Genomic DNA, 16,477 nt, shown 5'->3' on the forward strand with positions numbered 1-16,477 from the left:
GAGTGTCGAGTGTAGATCGTCACGGTGGCCGGCCGGAGACCCGGGTGGACGTGCGCGCCGGAACCTGGTCGGCGCTGGTTGCCGAAGCCAGGCCGCGGACGCAGGAAGCGGTCGTCGGTACCGCCGACCGGTGGAGCCGCGCAGACCTCGCGGACCGGGTGAACGGCGTCGGCGCCTGGCTGACCGGCCTGGCGCTTCCGAGCGGCCGGCCGGTTCCCGCCCTGGTCGCGGACACCGGTCCCGCGCTGGCGCTCGTCATCGCCGGCGCGGCGACTGGCCGGCCGATCGCGCCGCTCGGCGCCCGGCTCACCGTGACGGAGCTCGCCGAGATCGCGCGCGGCCTGGCCAGCGGCGTCCTGCTCGCCGAGGCCGGCCTCGTGCCGCTGGCCGCCGAGGTCGCGTGGGCCGCCGGCAGCCAGCTCGTGGTGCTGCCAGACCCGTTGCCGCCCGGCGGCCCGCGACTGCCCGCCCCGGAGGCCGACGACGTGGCCATGGTGCTGCACACCTCCGGCACGACCGGGGCGCCCAAGGCCATCGCCCTGCGGCAGCGGGCACTCGCCGCCCGCGTCCGGGCCTACCGGTCCGTCGTACCGCTCGGGCCCGGGGACAGGTTCGTGACGGCGGCCGGGTTCCACCACATCGCCGGGCTGGGCAATCTGGCGGTGGCGGTGGCGGCGGGTGCGACCGTGGTCTCGTTCCCGGCCTTCTCCGTCGACGCCTGGCGGGCGCTCGCGCCCTTGGGTGTGACCCACGCCCTGCTCGTCCCCACGATGATCGAGATGCTCCTCGCCGCCGATGCGCTGGCGCTGCCCGCGCTGCGATGGATGCAGTACGGAGCGGCACCCATCCATCCCGACACGCTGCGCGCGGCGCTGGCCGCCCTGCCAGGCGTCCGGCTGGCCAACCTGTTCGGCCAGACCGAAGGATCGCCCCTGTGTGTGCTGACGGGCGAGGACCACCACGCCGCTGTCGCCGGTCAGCCGGAGCTGCTCTCGTCCGTGGGCCGGGCCGCTCCGGGCGTCGCGCTGCGCATCGAGAGCGCCGACACGGACGGCGTCGGTGAGCTGTGTGCATGTGGCGACCACGTGTTCGCCGCTGACGCGGACGGTTGGCTACGCACCGGCGACCTCGCGCGTATCGACGCGGATGGCTACGTCCACCTCGCCGGCCGGACCGGGGACACGATCAACCGAGGCGGCGAGAACGTCCGCCCGGTGGAGGTCGAGACGCTGCTGCGCAGCCATCCCGCGGTCTCGGACGCGGCCGTCGCGGGCGTACCCGACCGGCGCCTCGGGGAGGAGGTCGCAGCCTGGGTCGTGCCCGTCGACACGAACAGTCCGCCGAGCGAGGAAGAGCTGACCGGCTACCTGCGGGCCCGGCTCGCCGGGTTCAAGGTTCCTCGACGTTGGGCTTTCGTCGAGTCCCTGCCCCGCGGCGCCGCGGGCAAGTTGTTGCGTCGAGCCCTGGCTGACATGGCTGCGCCCACTTCGCAGGGCTGAGAGCGATCGACGCGCGTCGCCCGGCGGAAGCCCGCCGGGAGGGAGAGGAGATCGCATGTCCCGGCTCGGAGCCTGGCGGCCAGACAGCGTCGAGGCCCGCCTCGACCGAATGGAGTCCCTTGCCGAAATCCGGCAACTGCCCTACCGCTACGCGCTGGCGCTGGACTCGCGGGACATGGACGCGCTCGTCGCGTTGTTCGTGCCCGACGTCCGCGTCGGTCGCGACGCCCAGGGACGCGATGCGCTCAAAGCATGGTTCAGCGCGCAGATGAGCCATCCGAAGACCAGCGTGCACTTCGTCGGCAACCATGTTGTCGACTTCGACGGGCCAGAGGAGGCGCACGGGATCGTCTACTGCCGCGACGAGCTTGAATGGCCTGAGCGCGGTGAATGGGAGATCGGCGTCCTGCAGTACTGGGACAGCTATCGGCGGGTTGATGATCATTGGTGCTTTCAGCGTCGCCGGTTCCACCGCTGATACATCGTCGATGCGTTGACGCGTCCCGCGCACGGCCACGGCGTGGGGACCGACGGTCTCGCCACCACCCAACTGCCCGAGGCGGGCGCCAGTTTGTCTCCTGGTGCCCCAGCCTGGCCGACGCTGTTGTCGGCTGCGACCACGCCGGCAGTCTGATCGCGGCGGGTTCGCGATCTCGCTGTTCGTGCAGCTCCTGGGCTGGGCCGGGCAGGCTGGCAGACCCGGCGCGGCGCTCACGACTCGCGGCAAGCCTGGCCGGATGCGGCACTAGGGCTTGCGGCAGGGCCCGCGGTAGCGCACCCCGGGTGCATACCGTGCCCAGTCGGCCGGGCTCACGTCGCCGACGTCCCGGGCGCAGGCCGCGGCCAGCGGGTCGTGCCGGAGCCGCTCGAGCGGTGCCAGGTCCCACTCGGTGATGTCGCGGTTCTCGTCGCCGGTCAGCAGTGACGCACCGTCGGGTGAGAAGAGGACCGTAGCGACCGTGCGACCAAGAGTGATGGCTGTTTGACCGAGCGGGCGGACGCGGGCCGGGTCTGTCAGGTCCCACATCGTCACGGAGACGTCTCGGCCGCCCGCGAGCGTGCGCCCGTCCGGCGAGAACGCGAGGGTCCTGACGGTGCTCTCGCCGTCGTCGGCGCCGCCGACGGCCAGCGGGGGCCCGAGCCGCCGGGGACGAATGACGTCGGTGAGATCCCACACCGTGACGGTTCGGTCCTGACTCCCGAGTGCCACCAGATGCCCGACCGGAGAGAAAGTGATCGCATAGATCGAATCGGTGTGACCCGTGAGCGCACCGACCTGCCGGGGCCGGGGCGGCTGCGCCAGATCCCAGAGCAACGCGGTGTGATCAATGAGCCCGGCGGCCAGGATCCGCCCGTCCGGGGAGAAGGCCACGGAGCGGGCGGACCTCTCGGTGAGCGGAGCGCCCAGCTGTTCCGTGTCGTCAGGATCGTGGACGTCCCACAGGGACACGTCGCCTCCCGCGGCCGCGAGCAGCCGGCCGTCGGGCGAGAAGGCGAGCGCCCTCGGCTTGCTCTCGTCGCTCGAGTAGACCTCCACCACGTCGGCGACCCGCGGTTCCCCGGGTTTCGTGAGGTCCCACAGGGTCAGTTCGTCGTCCGGTCCGGCGATGGCCAGAGTGCGCCCGTCGCGGGTGAGCGCGATGGCGTCGATGCCCTTCTTGCCGGCGTGGAACCGGCTCAGCAGACGGCCGTGGTCGCTCCGGTCGAAGACGCGGATGTAGAACAGGCCGGCGGCGACGAGTAGGCGTCCGTCGGCGGAGGACGCCAGGGCGGAGATCCTGTCAGCGTTGGCCGACGACCTCCCGCTCAGCGGGGCGCCGTCCGGCGGGAGCGGGACCGGGCCGGCCAGGTCCCACAGCGCGAGCGTGCCGTCCCCGCTGCCCGTCACGAGGGTCCGGCGGTCCGGCGAGAACGCCAGCCCGTACACGGCATCGCTGTGGCCCGTCAGCGGTTCGCCGTAGCGTCGCGGCTCGGTAGGGTCGTGCACGTCGTAGAGAGTCACCGTGGCGTCCAGCGAGGCCGCGGCGAGCAGGCGCCCGTCGGGCGAGAAGGCAACCGCGGCCACGTCGTCCTTGTGGTCGGCGAACCTGAGGCCGACTCGATCCGGACTGTCGGGGTCGCTGATGTCCCAGAAGCGGATCGTGCCGTCGTCGTCGCCCGTCGCGATGATCTTTCCGTCTGGGGAGAAGGCCATGGACAGCGGGGATGACGTGCCCAGGTCGGTCGTCTCCAGGTCGAAGGGCACGCCGGTGCTGCGTGGCCGGGACCCAGGGCTGATCTCCCACATCGTCACGGTGCCGTCCTCGTCGCCGGTCGCGAGGACACCCCCGTCGGGGGAGAAGGCCACCGAGGTCACCGGGACGTCCTCGTCGGCCGGCGGCGCGGCGATCCGACGCGGCCTGCTCCGGTCGCGCAGGTCCCACAGAACGGGGGCGGCGGACTGGTAGGCGAGGGCCGCCAGCTTGTGGCCGTCACGTGACAGGGATAGTTGCTCGATCTCGCCGACGTCCGGTGTCAGCGGTATGCCGATGCGGCGCGGACGGTCCCGGTCAGACAGATCCCAGAGGATGACGGTGTCGTCATCGCCGCCGCTGGCCAGCATGCGGCCGTCCGCGGTGAACGCGAGCGCAAGCACGCTGTCGGTGTGTCCCGCGAGGGGCGTGCCGGTCCGCCTGGGATGGGCGCGGTCGGTCACGTCCCACAGCGAGATGGTGTTCGCCTCGGTCGCGACGGCCACGGTGCGGCCATCGGCGGAGGACGCCACCGCGTGGACGGCGCTGCCGGCGCGCGTCGAGGAGATGTGCCTGCTGGCGGTGAGCGCGCTGACCAGGCTGGACCGGGTCTCGGGCGGCCCGGGGAAGTTCGCGAATGCGGCGGCGCTTAGCCGAAGCGCGGTCCCAGTGTCCGGGGGTGTGGCCGTGCGCGCCGTGTCCGCTGTGCTGACCAGTGTGTGCGCGGCGGCAGCCTGCTGCTCGCTTCGGGTCGCTTCCCGCTGCCGCCAGACGGCCGACAAGGCGAGTGTCACTGCGAGCAGCAGCGTCACGACGACGATCGAGGTGACGACGAACAGCGGGTTGAGCCGTCGTCGGGACTGCCGGAACGCCTGGTCGACGGTGGTCGCGCCGCGCACCTTCAGATCGGCGGGCGGGTCGGGAAACTCCGGGGAACGGCGCGCGCCCGCTGCTACGACGACCGATCGCAGCCGCGCCTCGTGGGCGGCCTCAAGCTTGGGGCGGTACCCGTCGACAGCCTGGAGCCGGGTGGCTGGTTCGTCGACGGCCGCCGTGACCGCGCAGCGAGGGTCCAGCCGCCGCGGGCTTAGTCGGCCGCGGGCCCGGCGCAGGCGGTGCAGCTCCCGCAGGCCGACCGCGAACGCCGCGCCGAGCGAGCCTTCCAGGACCTGGTCACGGGGCGTGTCACCGTCGAGCACGGACCAGACGACGCACCGTCCGGCGCGGCGGGGAGCGCTGGCACGCCAGGCGCGGCGCGCCGACTCATGGAAGGCGGCGTCACCGACGAAGAACGTCATCGTGCCCGGGTCCGGGTGCAGTCCTGGCGGGCCGTCGGCCAGCTCCTCCAGCCGCAGCACGCCGACCGCTCCGGTGTCGCCTTCCAGCTCGAAGAGCACCGGCAGGGTGACGCGCCGCCGGACCGTGGGCAGCCGACCCGCCAGGCGCAACGCGAGGAGCGCCAGGAAGCCGCGGAGCGGGCTGTCCGTATCGGTCTGAATCTTGGTCAGCAGGCTCCTGCCGGTTTCGGACACCTGGTCGAACATCGCCATGGGGAACGGCTTGCCTTCATCGAACGCGGGAAGACAGGCTCGCTCCCAATGGGCCGCCGCCGCCTGTATAAGCCTGCGCTGGCTGGGCTTCCCGGTGAGCCCCTCCGCGACGGCCGCCACGGCGCGCGCGGCTGCCACGTCGGGCGATCCGTCATCGTCCGCAGCCGCCGGCCCACGCGGAGGCCGGTCGGCGGAGCGTGGCCAGCGTCGGACCTCCGCGAGCGCACGCCGGTGCGGCTGACCGGGCCGAAGCAGACCGTCGATCAAGGCGGGCGACTGCTGCTCGACGGCCACCGAGCAGATCGCGAGCCATCTCTGCTGGGCCCCGGTGAGCGCGTCGTGCAGTGCGAGGGGATCTGTGTGGTCTTCGGATGGACGCTGCCCGGGGTGCCTGTTCGGGTGGCGAGCCAATGGCCGCCAGGCAGGCGGCGTCACGTCCGTGTCGCCTCGAGGACCGCCGTCCGCACCGGGTCGTCCGGCAGCCGGGCCGCGGCGATGCGGCGCCACGCGTCGCGGCCGGAGTTCGTGGTGACCGCGATCGATCTGGCGATCGCCGCCGCGTCGTCGCCGGTCAGCCGACGAGCGGGGAACGGCGGGATGACAGCCATGGAGATCCTGGCCGAGCGGAGGCGGATCCTCGCGGTCGCGACAAACGGTTCCTCGGTGGAGTACCGCCACAACGGGAGGAGAAACAGCGTGCCGGGGTCAGTGCCGGCGCGTACCGACAGCGCGACCAGGTCATTCCCGTTTGTCTCCCGCCCGGCGGTGACGACGACCTCGACGGTAGTGCGGTCGGCCATGCGCCGGACGATCCGCAGCCCGGCCACTTCGGCGGTCTGCTGGCTCGCGCGGCGGTCGGCGTCGGTACCGGCAAAGGCCACCCCCGCGCGGTCGAATACGGGCATTTCCGCGAGCCGTCTCGTGACGCGGGCCGCGAAGGCGAGTGGCGCCGGATCCGGCGTCGTCTCCGCGTCGGGCGGCGGGGCCTCGAGCGTTCCCCCGAGCTCGTGTACGAGGACGTTGAGTCGCTGGCGGATCGGCGGCGGGAGCGGCCCCGTCCCGGGCGGTGGCGCCTCGCCGAGCCGAACGGCCAACAGACCCAGAGCGGCCAGCTCGCGACGGGCCCGCTCGCCGGCAGGTCTGTCGCCCACCGCGTTCGCCGCCTGCCAACGGGCCAACGCGGCGGCCACCGCGTCCCACGACTCCGCGGAGAGCCGCCATTGTGGAATCCTCGAAAGGAGTTCTCGTCCGTTGCCGTTGAATGCCCGCCGGCCGTCGAAATCCAGGTGACGGCGACGACGGCCCCCCGTGCTGTCCCCCATACCCCCGGACAATAGACGGCTATCGGAGGTGTAGGGACGGAAGGCCCTGAGACGACTTGCTCGATGGCCGATCAGGCGTCAGTCGTCCCGCCCAGTCGGCGCGCCGTCCTCAGCGTGCTCTTCACCCGATCGACGGCCGTGGTGAGAAAGAACCGGTCCCGGCCAAGCTGCTCCGTCAGGTACGTGGCCAGCCGCAGGTCCTCGGCGAACAGACCGGGCCCGTCTTCGGGAGACCGGTCCTCCCGCAGCATTTCCCGAATGTTGCTCACCGCGATTTCCACGCTCTCTCGCATGTCGTCACGGTCCGCGCGCGCCGCCACGAGGAGATCGAGATGTACGAGAAGCCGGTCCGTGAGCACAGCCTCCGCAGGGTCCGCGCCGGACGCGACGTCGGCCCGCGGCGACATCAGTCGCCGCCTCAGCTCGGTCACGTCGGTGGCGGCGCGCTCGCGCAGCGCCGCCACCGACGGCGCGTCAGACCACACGCGGTACTGGTATCTGACCTTCGCCGCGTTGGCGAGATAGCCGACCAGGTACGGCAGGGACTGATCCGTGCGCGTCCACGTGTAGGCGCTGAGCGCGTGGTCGCGCTCAGCGGCCGCCAGCACGACGATCTGGCGTTCGATCCGGAGGTCGTCGCCCTCACCCAGCTCCCATACGCCGAAGCCGGAGCCGGTCGTCACGCCGCGTTCCTCCCATCCGGGCCGGCCGCCTTCGCTCGGAGGAAGAGCGTGCCTGCAGCCGCGCGCCAGGGCTTCGCTGACCGTCACCTGGCCGTCGTCGGCGCGGCGTCGGACGTGACCCTGGTAGATCCGCACCGCTCCGACCAGGTCCGTCGACAACGGGCCGACCGCCCGGGACCACAGGGCGTCCAGAGGGGTCCAGTCGAATGCGCCGGCGCCGGCCGCGGGCGCGAGTACCGCGGACAGCCGGACAAGATCGTGGTCGCGCCGCAGCAAGGCCTGGTATACGCCCTCGCCCCCGCCGTCGACGGCGGCGAGATCGCCCGTCGCTCGGCCAAGCGCCGCCGGCGGTCGGGTCGCAAGCCGCAGGCCCGGTGCGGGATGACGCATGCCCAGATGGTCGCGGCAGCGTTCCCAGACGGACAGCAGATGCGCGTATGCGGCCTCGGCGCGCGGGCCGTCCGCCGGAGCGAAGAGGTGCACGACGAGTTCCGCGTCCCGCAGGTCAGGCGGAGCGTCGTCCTGGTCCGTGTCCCGGGCACGGTCCGTCACCCGGGTGCGGCTGGCAGCGAAGGCCGGGTTCGCCGGATGGAGGTCACGCGCGGCCGTCAGTAGCCGGATCCGGCCGTCGACGACGGCGCCGCTGCGCAGCGCCTCGAAAACTGAGAACCAGAAGGCCCCCACGGTCCCCGAGTCGGCTGGAACCAGCGCGTTCGGGAAACCGGCCACCCGCAGCAGGCGCCGGGCATCCTTCACATCCGGGAACACGGCCATCAGTGCGTCCAGCTCGGCGGCTGTCAGCTCCTGACTCACCCGGAACCTCCCATCCGAGCCACCCGGATCCGTCTGTCCCGACGGTAGTCATCGCGGGCAGGTAACCGGGCCGGGTCCGCCGGGGCCGGCGGGCGCCGTTCCACGCCGCCGTGTACACGATGCCGGCCGGCCGGATGACCGCCGGCGACGGGGTGGTCGGGCCGTCGAGGCCGGAGATTACGGCTGCGGTGGGGTCGTCGTGGGCGACCGCGACGGCGAGGCCGCCTGTCACTTTGGTCGGGTGAGGCATCGAGAGGCCGCCGCGATCACTTCTGGTCGAGGCGGCCACGTCGACGAAGCGACTCAGGCGGGGACGTACTTGACCGCGATGTCCAGGACCCAGGTCACGCCGAACCGGTCAGTGAGCTGCCCGTAGAGCGGCGCCCACTGGGAAGGGCCGATTGGCTGCTTGACGCTGGCGCCGTCGACGAGCTTGTCCCAGTAGCCCTGGAGTTCGGTGGGATCGGTGCCGCGGACGGAGACGAAGAACGGGTCCTGCCCCTGGTCCCAGGGAAGGTGGGGGTAGACATCGTAGGCCATGATGCGGAAGCCGTTGTCGCCTGTGACCTGGCCCCACACGACGTTGTCGGCGGTGGCGGGGTCGGCGTTGCCCATCTCGGCATAGCTCACGGCGACGAGCTCGCCTCCGAAGACGGACCGGTAGAACTCCAGCGCCTCGCGGGCGTTGCCGCGGAAGTTCAGGTGGGGCGTGACGCCGATGGTCATCGTGGGACTCCTTGCCCTTGTTGTCATGACGAGCCGGCTCAACGTTCCAGCCGCAGCACAAGACTCACGGCAGTACCGGTCAGGCCATGTCCTCTTCTACGGAAGACTGGATGGCATGGCCGGATCACCGTCACGGATGCTGAGACTGCTGTCGCTGTTGCAGACACGGCGCGACTGGCCAGGCCGTGTGCTCGCGGAGCGCCTGGAGATCAGCGACCGCACGCTGCGCCGCGATGTGGACCACCTGCGAGAACTGGGCTACCGGATCAATGCGATCAAGGGCCCGGACGGCGGGTATCGACTCGACGCGGGTTCCGAGCTGCCTCCGCTGCTGTTCGATGACGACCAGGCCGTCGCGCTCGCCATCGCCCTGCAAGTCGCGTCGGTCTCGGGCGCGGCAGGTGGCGAGGCAGCCCTGCGAGCGCTGACGACCGTGCGGCAGGTGATGCCCCCACGGCTACGTCAGCGGATCGACGGCATGACGTTCACGACGCTCCCTGCCGCTGACACGGCCGCGGTCGCGGTGGAGCCAGAAATGCTCATCACGGTGAGCGCGGCTGTCAGGGCACAGGAGGTCCTGCGATTCGACTACGTCTCCATGGGTCGAGCCCCGGGTGACAGCCCTTCCAGGCGGCGCACGGAACCCCGTCACATCGTCTTCGGCGGCGGGCGCTGGTACCTCGTCGCCTGGGATCTTGACGCGAGCGACTGGCGAGTGTTCCGTCTCGACAGGGTGACCCCATGTGTCCCGACCGGCCCCCGGTTCACGCCTCGCACCGTGCCCGGAGGAGACGTCCATGACTTCCTCGCCGGGCGCCTCAAGGGCTCGGATCGTGGGAACACCTGGCCGTGCACGGGAGAGGCCGTCCTGGAGCTTCCCCTGCGCGACGTGGCCCCCTTCGTCCACGACGGCATCGTGGAAGAGCTCGCGCCCAACCGGTGCCGGCTGGTCGTCGGCTCCTGGTCGTGGGTGGCGCTGGCCGCCTCGCTCGGCCGCTTCGACGCGGCCATCATCCAGGTGGCACCCCGTGAGCTCGGGGATGCCTTCGGGGTGCTTTCTCAACGTTTCGCCGAAGCCGCTGCCCACACCGCCGGCTGACGATCGAGACGATGAGTCGCCACACCACCCATGATCGACGAATAGTGGGCACTTTGAATAACAGCACTCCACCAGTCAGGTGAGATCTATTGGCGCCACATGCGGCCTTGAGTTTCACGGTCTGGTCGGCCATGTGTTCGTGCATAGGTGGTTGGGTCAGTCCAGCGGGGTGAGCAGGACGAGCGGGATTACGCGGTCGGTCTTCTGTGCGTACTCGTCGTATAGCGGGAAGATGCGCGCCATCTGGGCCCAGAGGGGTTTGCGCTCTGCCGAGGAGGCGACACGGGCGCGCGCGGTGAACCGGCGGGTGCCGACCTGTACCCCGACGCTCGGGTCCGCCTGGAGGTTCTTGAACCACGCCGGATCCTCGTCGGCGCCGCCCTTGGACGCGACGACGACGAAGTCGTCCCCCGAGGTGCCGTAGATCAGGCAGGTACGACGTGGCTCGCCGGTCCTGCGTCCGGTCGTGGCGAGCACGAGTGTGTACACGCCGTTCGACTCGTGTCCCACGGTTCCGCCCGAGGCCAGATACGTACGGGTCTGCTCAGCGACCCAGTCCCACGCCGAGTCGGTGGCGCGGTCGAGGTCCTCGGCGACGGCCATGGCGGCGGTCCTTTCCGGTATCGCTGGTACTGGTTGGTGATCACCTACGTGACGTAGGAGAATCGTGTTGCCTCAGCCGAGCTCCTCGACCAGCCCGATGATGATGCCCTCGGGGCCGCGGACGTAGCAGTACCGGCAGTAATCCTCGTACTGCGCCACCCCACCCACGAGTTCGGCGCCGTGGGCGCGCAGGCGGGCGAGGACGTCGTCAACGGCGTCGACGACGAACGTCAGGCGAGGGATGCCCGGGGTGTTCAGCGGCGCCCTCGGCGCAGTGCTGGTGGCCACCGGCGAATGGAACGTCGACAGCTCGACCCGGCCGTGGCCGTCCGGGGTCCGCATGACGGCGAGGTCCGCTCGGACGCCGTCCAGCCCGACGAGCTGATCCACCCATGCACCCTCGACCGCTGTCTCGCCCTCCAGTTCCAGGCCCAGTTCGACGAAGAACGCAATGGCGGCCGCGAGATCCTCGACCACAACGCCGGCGTGATCCATGCGGTGGATCGTCATGAGTTCCTCCCGTGTCGCGCGGCGCTCGCGGCCGCTCGTGTCCCTGGGACGGAGCCGGCGCTACGTTCTCGACGGACAGGAGTCCGAGCGATCCTGGTCATCGCGCCGGGCACCAGGACCCGTACCGCTGCCAGTTCTTCGCCCGGCCGGACGAGATCTTCCGGGCAGGCAGCTGGATCCAGTGCACCGTCCAGGTCTCCGACACCGGGCAGACCACCTTCGGCTGGCGCGCCCTTGCCGCCGACAACTGGATGATGTTGTTCGAGCAGTCGCCGCGTGTGACCGCTCACGCCGCGGCGACGACCGCGATCTCGAGCAGCCAGGATGGCTGGGCCAGAGCCGGGACGGTCACCAGCGTGCTGGCCACCCGGCGGCCGCCGAGGAATTCGTCGCGTGCCGCCATGGCCTGCGCCAGCCCGGGTGTCACCTCGGTCGCGACCAGGTAGGTGGTGACGCTGACGATGTCCCCGGCCGTCATGTCGGCCTCGGTCAGTATCGCGGCGATGTTGCTCCACACCTGGCTCGCCTGGGCCGACACCCCGTCCGGTACCGAACCGTCCGGGGCCACCGGCACGACTCCGGAGGTGTGCAGCCACCGGCTGGCGTTCTCGACCAGGACCGCGTGGGCATAGCGGGCCGCCGGGGGAGCCATGCGGTCGGGGCTGATCGTTCGGCGGGTGACGGCGTCGGACATGCGCAGACCGTACAGCCCGCTGCGACGCCGCTCGTCGGCAAGCGGTTCGAGTCGGATCGGACATCCGGCGTGGTCGCTGTACACGTATGCGACAGTGCCCGCCGCCGCGCGCCCCAGCTCCAGTCGGGCCGTCGGTCAGGCGTCGCGGCTCACGGGGCCTTGGCGATGGTGGTGATGGTCCCGTCAGGCCCGATTCGCCGAATCCGGTTGTTCGCTATTTCGGCTACGTAGAGTGCGCCGCTCGTGTCGACGACCACCGAGTGGGCTCCCCAGAAGGTCGCCGCGACCGCCGGCCCCCCGTCGCCCCCGAAGCCCGTCTGGCCGGTCCCCGCGACGGTGGTGATGGTTCCGTCGGGCCCGATCTTGCGGACGTTCTCCTTGACGGGGCTGACGACGTACAGCGTCCCGTCGGGCCCGATCTCGAGAATGGGCTGGAACAGGCCCGCCTTCAGCGCCGGGCCGCCCTCACCCATCCGGCCGTCGGCGGTTTCGTCCGGCTGGCCGCCGGCGACGGTGGTGAACCCGCCGTCCGGGTCGAGGCGGTCGACCGCGGAGCTGATGAGATCGGTGAAGTAGAGGGCGCCGTCAGGGCCGACCTCGGCGGTGCTCAGGCCGCCGCCGGGCACGTGGATGACCGTGGAGATGACGCCGTCGGGCGTCACCTTGCGGATGCGCTCGTTGCCGAAGTCCGCGAAGTAGATCGTGCCGTCGGCAAGCACCGCGAGGTCGTCGACAGAGCCGATCTGCGCCTCGGTGGCGGGGCCGCCGTCACCGGAAAATCCCTTGACACCGGTTCCGGCCACCGTGGTGATCGCGCCCACAGGGTTGATCTGATTGATGCGGTGCTCGCCGAGATCGGGGTAGTAAAGGTTACCGGCGTCGTCGAAATCGACCTGCCCGATGCTCGGCCTACCGCTGTAGCCCGGATAACTGACGTCGATGTTAACGACGTCGCCGTCCCGGCCGATCCGGTAGATCATGGCGCCGCTGGAGCCATTGCAGGACACGTACAGCGTGCCGTCCTTGCTCACCGCCACGTGTTCCGGTTCGAAGTCCGCGATCGTGAGTGCCTCGCCGGCGTAGGCAGGCCCGGGGCCAGGAGGCGGGGTGCGGGTGGGTGTCGGGAGGGCAGACTGCCCGGCGGGGGCGGTTCCGACCGCGGTGGGCGTGCCGGCCGGCGATTCGTCCGAGTCGCTGACGATGAACGCGGTCGTCCCCGCGGCCACGAGAACGACAACGGTCGAGAGGACGGCTGGGATCAGCCAGGTCCGGCGGCGGCCCCGCGGGGCACCGCCGCCGACGGGCCCGTACCCATGCGGAGGCGCGCCACCCCAAGGCGCGCCGCCGGCCGTGGGCCAGCCGGTGGCACCGGCTGGGCCCCCCGGGACTTCCCCGGGGGTGGCGCCGGTCGGAGTGACCCAGGGGGTGGCGCCGGTCGGGCCGCCCGGGACGGCCCAAGGCGTAGTGGCGGGCTGGGAGCCGTCGGGGGCGCCGCTGGGCGGGGACCAGAACGCGGCTTCTGCGGGGAGGGCGGGACCGCCGACGGATGCCGTGGAGACTCGACCGGAGGGGACGGCGCCGGAGAGGGCGCCCCCTCCGGCCGCGCCCGGCGGCGCGGTGATGGCGACCGCCGAGGGCTCGGAGCCGGTCGGATGGCCGCCCCCGCCCGCATGTTCGGGCTCGGGGGCCGGCGGCACGGCGCCCAGGTGACCGGCTGGGAGACTCGTTCCCGAGCCGCGAGGCGTGGTGTCATCTGGCGCCGATCCAACGGTCACAGCCGGCTGCACTCTCCCTGCTAGAACCCGGCCAACTTGGCCCACATAGGGCATGCCGAATTGAGTACGGCGATGCTAGCGTAAGGGTGCGGCAGGATCCATCCGTGCTGCCCTTATCGAGGACAGGCCTGCGGTAGGCCGTTGTCGTGCCGCGTAGTGCGCGGTAGACGGCGTCGCGAGCGGGCCTGCCAGGGAAGCCGCCAGGTACTGGTTCGTGAATACCGTGAACCGGCGCACGAGATCGATCCGGCCCGGATCGTGGCCGGCCGAAAAATCCGGCTCTGCTGCTGACGCGACCAGCCTTCCAACATTGCCGCGAACACCGCCGCCGCCGGATTGAAATGCGCGATCGTCATGTCCAGAGCAAGATGCGCAGCCCCGGGCAGCGCGAGGCCCACCTGCCACCGTAGCGATCATCCGTGCTGGACGGTCACTACATCGGCAAGTGCTCAGGCCGGCGCCCGCATGAGGACGGTGTCCCGGCGGCTGATACGCCAGGTGCCGCCCGATCGGACAAGCGTGTCGGCGTACCGGCCGGCCATGATCGGCGTCGGCCGGCCGTCCACGACCTGCAGGACGACGAAGTCGGACAGCGCGGTGGCGGTGTCGGGCCCGGCCGGTTCGGCGACGACGTTGACGGTGAGGTGCTTGCCCCGCCGTTGCGGCGCGTCCCGCAGCGGCGCGAAGAACTCGGTGAGCCCCGCCGCCCCCTTGGCCACCGCCTGGCCGTACGTGTAGACCGCGTCCGCGGTGAACAGCTCCAACAGCCCGGAGACGTCACCGTCGTCGCAGCGATGGCAGTACCGCGCGAGCACGGTCCGGATCGCGAACTCGTCGGCGACCTCGAGCTCGGCCACGGCTGCCCCCCTAGTATTGATGTCGATCTCGAATTCGACGCTAGCAGGCTCCGGCTGCAGGGGAGACACACGATGCCCAGCCCGACCGGCGCCGGCGGGATCGGCCTGTGGGCCGGCTTTCTCGACCGGCTGCCCGCCGCCGAGGCGATCGCCACCGCCCGCCGCATCGAGGACGCCGGCGTCCGGACGATCTGGCTTCAGGAGTACAGCGGGGTCGACCCGTTCGTCCGGGCGGCGCTGTATCTGTCCGCGACCAGGGACCTTGTCGTCGCGCTCGGCGTCGCGGTGATCCACGGCCGGGACCCGGAGGCGATGGTCGCGGTCGCGTCGACGCTGGAGGAGGCGTTCCCGGGGCGGTTCGTGCTCGGGCTCGGCGGCAGCCACAAGGCGCTGGTCGAGGCGCGCGGGCACACGTTCACCCCGCCGCTGGCGACGATGCGGACCTACCTGGCGGCGATGGACGCGGCCCGCGGCCACCGCCGCCTGCCGACCCGGGTGCTCGGCGCCCTCGGCCCGAAGATGATGGAGCTGGCGGGGACCGCGGCGGACGGCGCGCACACGTACTTCACGCCGGTGGCGCACACGGCGGCGGTGCGGGCGGCGCTCGGGCCGGACCGCTGGCTCGCGCCGACCCAGATGGTGGGCCTCGACCCGGGGCAGACCCGCGACTACCTGCAGCTGTGCCTCGGCATGCCGAACTACACCCAGACCCTGCTGCGGTTCGGCCTCGAGCAGGCGGACCTGGACACGACGAGCGACCGGCTGGTGGACGCGCTGGTCGTCCCCGCGGACGCCGTCACCGACCGGGTGGCCGAACAGCGGGCGGCCGGCGCCGACCAGGTGGTACTCCAGTTCGTGCCGCCGCCGCCGGCCGAGGTGGTGCTCGAACGCGTCGAGAAGGGGCTGACATGACCGTCACGGGCGTCCTCGTGTCAGCCTGTGGGGTGCCAGGACTCGGCCACCTGCGTTGAGCTGGGCTTCTGTACGGCTCGTTCGTACTCGTTGATCAGCCCTCCGAGGGCGGGCCGACGCTTGATCCGTTCGGCCCGTCCGCCTCGACCGATAGTGACCGGTGAGCACCCGATGAACCTTGCACCGACCGAGGAGCAGGAAGCGCTGGTCGCGTCGTTCGCCGACCTGCTGGCGACGCACGCGACCCCGGACCGTGTCCGTGCCGCCGAGCGGACGGGCGGCTTCGATCCCGAGCTGTGGAAGGCGCTGTTGGACGTCGGGGTGGTCGAGATGGCCGTCCCGGAGAGCCGAGGCGGTTGGGGCGCCGAGCTGCTCGACCTGGCGCTCGTCGCCGAGCGGATCGGCGCGGCCGCCGCCGCGGCGCCCGTCATCGAGGCGCAGGTCGCCGCTCGGCTGCTCGCCTCCCTCGACACGGCGGCGGCGCGGACCGCGTTGGCGGCGGCGCTGCGTGGTGAGCGGCTGGTGACCATCGCCGTCCGGCGGGCCGCGGCCGGCGTCGCGTCGCTCGTCCCAGGGGCCGCCGTCGCCGACGAGGCGGTCGTGCTCGATGGTGACCGTCTGTTGCTGGTGCCGCTGCGCGACGGGACGCGTACCGCGGTCGCGAACCTCGCCGCGGCCCCGCTCGCCGACGTCACGTTCGGCGCGGACGTCACCGAGCTGGCCGTCGGCGAGACGGCGGCCGTCGGGTTCGAGGTGGCTCTCGACGACTGGCTGGCGCTGACGGCCGCCGCGCTCGTCGGCGTGGGGACGGCGGCGCACCGGCTCACCGTCGGGTACGTCAAGGAGCGCCGGGCCTGGGACCTGCCCATCGGGGCCTACCAGGCGGTGGCCCACCCGCTGGCGAACACCGCGACGGCGCTGGACGGTGCGCGGTTGCTGGTCGCCAGGGCGGCCGAGGAGCTCGGGCGAGGCCGCCCACGGGGCCGTGAACTGGCGGCGATGGCCTTCGCGTTCGCGGCGGAGACCGCGCGGCAGGCGACGTACGACGGTGTCCACTTCCACGGCGGCAACGGCTTCACGCTCGAGTTCGACGCCCAGCTCCACTACCGGCGGGCGCGCGGCTGGGCACGGGTGTGGGGCGAACCGCGCGACGCCTACCGGCGGGCTGGCCGTGCCCGGTACGGCCGCGCCCAGGAGGTCTGA

14 protein-coding genes are annotated in these 16,477 nt (G+C 71.7%); 5 read left to right on the forward strand and 9 right to left on the reverse strand.

Features of this window, described 5'->3' with window-relative positions; translation table 11 throughout:
- Positions 1-2: 2 nt before the first annotated feature.
- Both FRCN3DRAFT_RS0214750 and FRCN3DRAFT_RS44535 read left to right on the forward strand, forming a co-directional pair.
- The gene (locus FRCN3DRAFT_RS0214750) at positions 3-1,499 is read left to right on the forward strand and encodes a class I adenylate-forming enzyme family protein (RefSeq protein WP_198535973.1); all 1,497 of its coding nucleotides are present in this window, start codon (positions 3-5) and stop codon (positions 1,497-1,499) included.
- A 55-nt stretch (positions 1,500-1,554) separates the two neighbouring features.
- Entirely contained in the window at positions 1,555-1,977 is a 423-nt protein-coding gene (locus tag FRCN3DRAFT_RS44535; protein ID WP_007507169.1) for a nuclear transport factor 2 family protein, read from the forward strand.
- A 267-nt stretch (positions 1,978-2,244) separates the two neighbouring features.
- Here FRCN3DRAFT_RS44535 and FRCN3DRAFT_RS49480 read toward each other — a convergent pair whose 3' ends face one another.
- The 4 genes from FRCN3DRAFT_RS49480 to FRCN3DRAFT_RS0214775 all read right to left on the reverse strand — a co-directional run bounded on the left by FRCN3DRAFT_RS49480 (position 2,245) and on the right by FRCN3DRAFT_RS0214775 (position 8,824).
- Complete coding sequence (locus FRCN3DRAFT_RS49480) at positions 2,245-5,418, reverse strand: WD40 repeat domain-containing protein (RefSeq protein ID WP_007507167.1); 3,174 nt, start codon at positions 5,416-5,418, stop codon at positions 2,245-2,247.
- Positions 5,419-5,711: 293 nt separating this feature from the next.
- Complete coding sequence (locus FRCN3DRAFT_RS0214765) at positions 5,712-6,602, reverse strand: CATRA system-associated protein (protein ID WP_131803588.1); 891 nt, start codon at positions 6,600-6,602, stop codon at positions 5,712-5,714.
- 71 nt (positions 6,603-6,673) lie between these two features.
- Positions 6,674-8,098, reverse strand: a complete 1,425-nt coding sequence (locus tag FRCN3DRAFT_RS0214770; protein WP_007507163.1) for a CATRA conflict system CASPASE/TPR repeat-associated protein — start codon at positions 8,096-8,098, stop codon at positions 6,674-6,676.
- Between the two features lie 303 nt (positions 8,099-8,401).
- A complete protein-coding gene (locus tag FRCN3DRAFT_RS0214775; protein ID WP_007507161.1) occupies positions 8,402-8,824 on the reverse strand; it encodes a VOC family protein in 423 nt (140 codons plus the stop codon).
- 136 nt (positions 8,825-8,960) lie between these two features.
- On the opposite strand from FRCN3DRAFT_RS0214775, the gene FRCN3DRAFT_RS0214780 reads away from it, so the two are divergent.
- Positions 8,961-9,923 carry a helix-turn-helix transcriptional regulator gene (locus tag FRCN3DRAFT_RS0214780; protein ID WP_007507159.1) on the forward strand — a complete coding sequence of 321 codons (963 nt, stop codon included), beginning with the start codon at positions 8,961-8,963 and terminating at the stop codon, positions 9,921-9,923.
- Between the two features lie 156 nt (positions 9,924-10,079).
- On the opposite strand, the gene FRCN3DRAFT_RS0214785 is transcribed toward FRCN3DRAFT_RS0214780, so the two are convergent.
- The 5 genes from FRCN3DRAFT_RS0214785 to FRCN3DRAFT_RS0214805 all read right to left on the reverse strand — a co-directional run bounded on the left by FRCN3DRAFT_RS0214785 (position 10,080) and on the right by FRCN3DRAFT_RS0214805 (position 14,362).
- Positions 10,080-10,526, reverse strand: a complete 447-nt coding sequence (locus FRCN3DRAFT_RS0214785; RefSeq protein WP_007507157.1) for a nitroreductase family deazaflavin-dependent oxidoreductase — start codon at positions 10,524-10,526, stop codon at positions 10,080-10,082.
- A 72-nt stretch (positions 10,527-10,598) separates the two neighbouring features.
- Complete coding sequence (locus FRCN3DRAFT_RS0214790; RefSeq protein ID WP_232794045.1) at positions 10,599-11,021, reverse strand: VOC family protein; 423 nt, start codon at positions 11,019-11,021, stop codon at positions 10,599-10,601.
- A gap of 301 nt (positions 11,022-11,322) precedes the next feature.
- Entirely contained in the window at positions 11,323-11,730 is a 408-nt protein-coding gene (locus FRCN3DRAFT_RS0214795) for a RidA family protein (protein ID WP_027140589.1), read from the reverse strand.
- A gap of 149 nt (positions 11,731-11,879) precedes the next feature.
- A complete protein-coding gene (locus FRCN3DRAFT_RS0214800) occupies positions 11,880-12,956 on the reverse strand; it encodes an NHL domain-containing protein (protein ID WP_027140590.1) in 1,077 nt (358 codons plus the stop codon).
- 998 nt (positions 12,957-13,954) lie between these two features.
- Positions 13,955-14,362, reverse strand: a complete 408-nt coding sequence (locus FRCN3DRAFT_RS0214805) for a nuclear transport factor 2 family protein (RefSeq protein WP_007507147.1) — start codon at positions 14,360-14,362, stop codon at positions 13,955-13,957.
- Positions 14,363-14,434: 72 nt separating this feature from the next.
- Between FRCN3DRAFT_RS0214805 and FRCN3DRAFT_RS44545 the strand changes: the two genes are divergently transcribed.
- Together FRCN3DRAFT_RS44545 and FRCN3DRAFT_RS0214815 are read left to right on the forward strand one after the other, a co-directional pair.
- Positions 14,435-15,274, forward strand: a complete 840-nt coding sequence (locus FRCN3DRAFT_RS44545; protein WP_007507145.1) for an LLM class flavin-dependent oxidoreductase — start codon at positions 14,435-14,437, stop codon at positions 15,272-15,274.
- A gap of 171 nt (positions 15,275-15,445) precedes the next feature.
- Positions 15,446-16,477, forward strand: coding sequence for an acyl-CoA dehydrogenase family protein (locus tag FRCN3DRAFT_RS0214815; protein WP_007507143.1), 1,032 nt, complete (start codon positions 15,446-15,448; stop codon positions 16,475-16,477).

The sequence above is a fragment of the Pseudofrankia saprophytica genome (genome assembly GCF_000235425.2).
GTDB classification, from domain to species: Bacteria; Actinomycetota; Actinomycetes; order Frankiales; family Frankiaceae; genus Pseudofrankia; species Pseudofrankia saprophytica.

Coding starts and splice junctions, on each gene's coding strand:
- FRCN3DRAFT_RS44535 (WP_007507169.1), top strand. CDS start 1,555: ATGTCCCGGCTCGGAGCCTGGCGGCCAGACAGCGTCGAGGCCCGCCTC.
- FRCN3DRAFT_RS0214765 (WP_131803588.1), bottom strand. CDS start 6,602: ATGGGGGACAGCACGGGGGGCCGTCGTCGCCGTCACCTGGATTTCGAC.
- FRCN3DRAFT_RS0214775 (WP_007507161.1), bottom strand. CDS start 8,824: ATGACCATCGGCGTCACGCCCCACCTGAACTTCCGCGGCAACGCCCGC.
- FRCN3DRAFT_RS0214780 (WP_007507159.1), top strand. CDS start 8,961: ATGCTGAGACTGCTGTCGCTGTTGCAGACACGGCGCGACTGGCCAGGC.
- FRCN3DRAFT_RS0214785 (WP_007507157.1), bottom strand. CDS start 10,526: ATGGCCGTCGCCGAGGACCTCGACCGCGCCACCGACTCGGCGTGGGAC.
- FRCN3DRAFT_RS0214790 (WP_232794045.1), bottom strand. CDS start 11,021: ATGGATCACGCCGGCGTTGTGGTCGAGGATCTCGCGGCCGCCATTGCG.
- FRCN3DRAFT_RS0214795 (WP_027140589.1), bottom strand. CDS start 11,730: ATGTCCGACGCCGTCACCCGCCGAACGATCAGCCCCGACCGCATGGCT.
- FRCN3DRAFT_RS44545 (WP_007507145.1), top strand. CDS start 14,435: ATGCCCAGCCCGACCGGCGCCGGCGGGATCGGCCTGTGGGCCGGCTTT.
- FRCN3DRAFT_RS0214815 (WP_007507143.1), top strand. CDS start 15,446: ATGAACCTTGCACCGACCGAGGAGCAGGAAGCGCTGGTCGCGTCGTTC.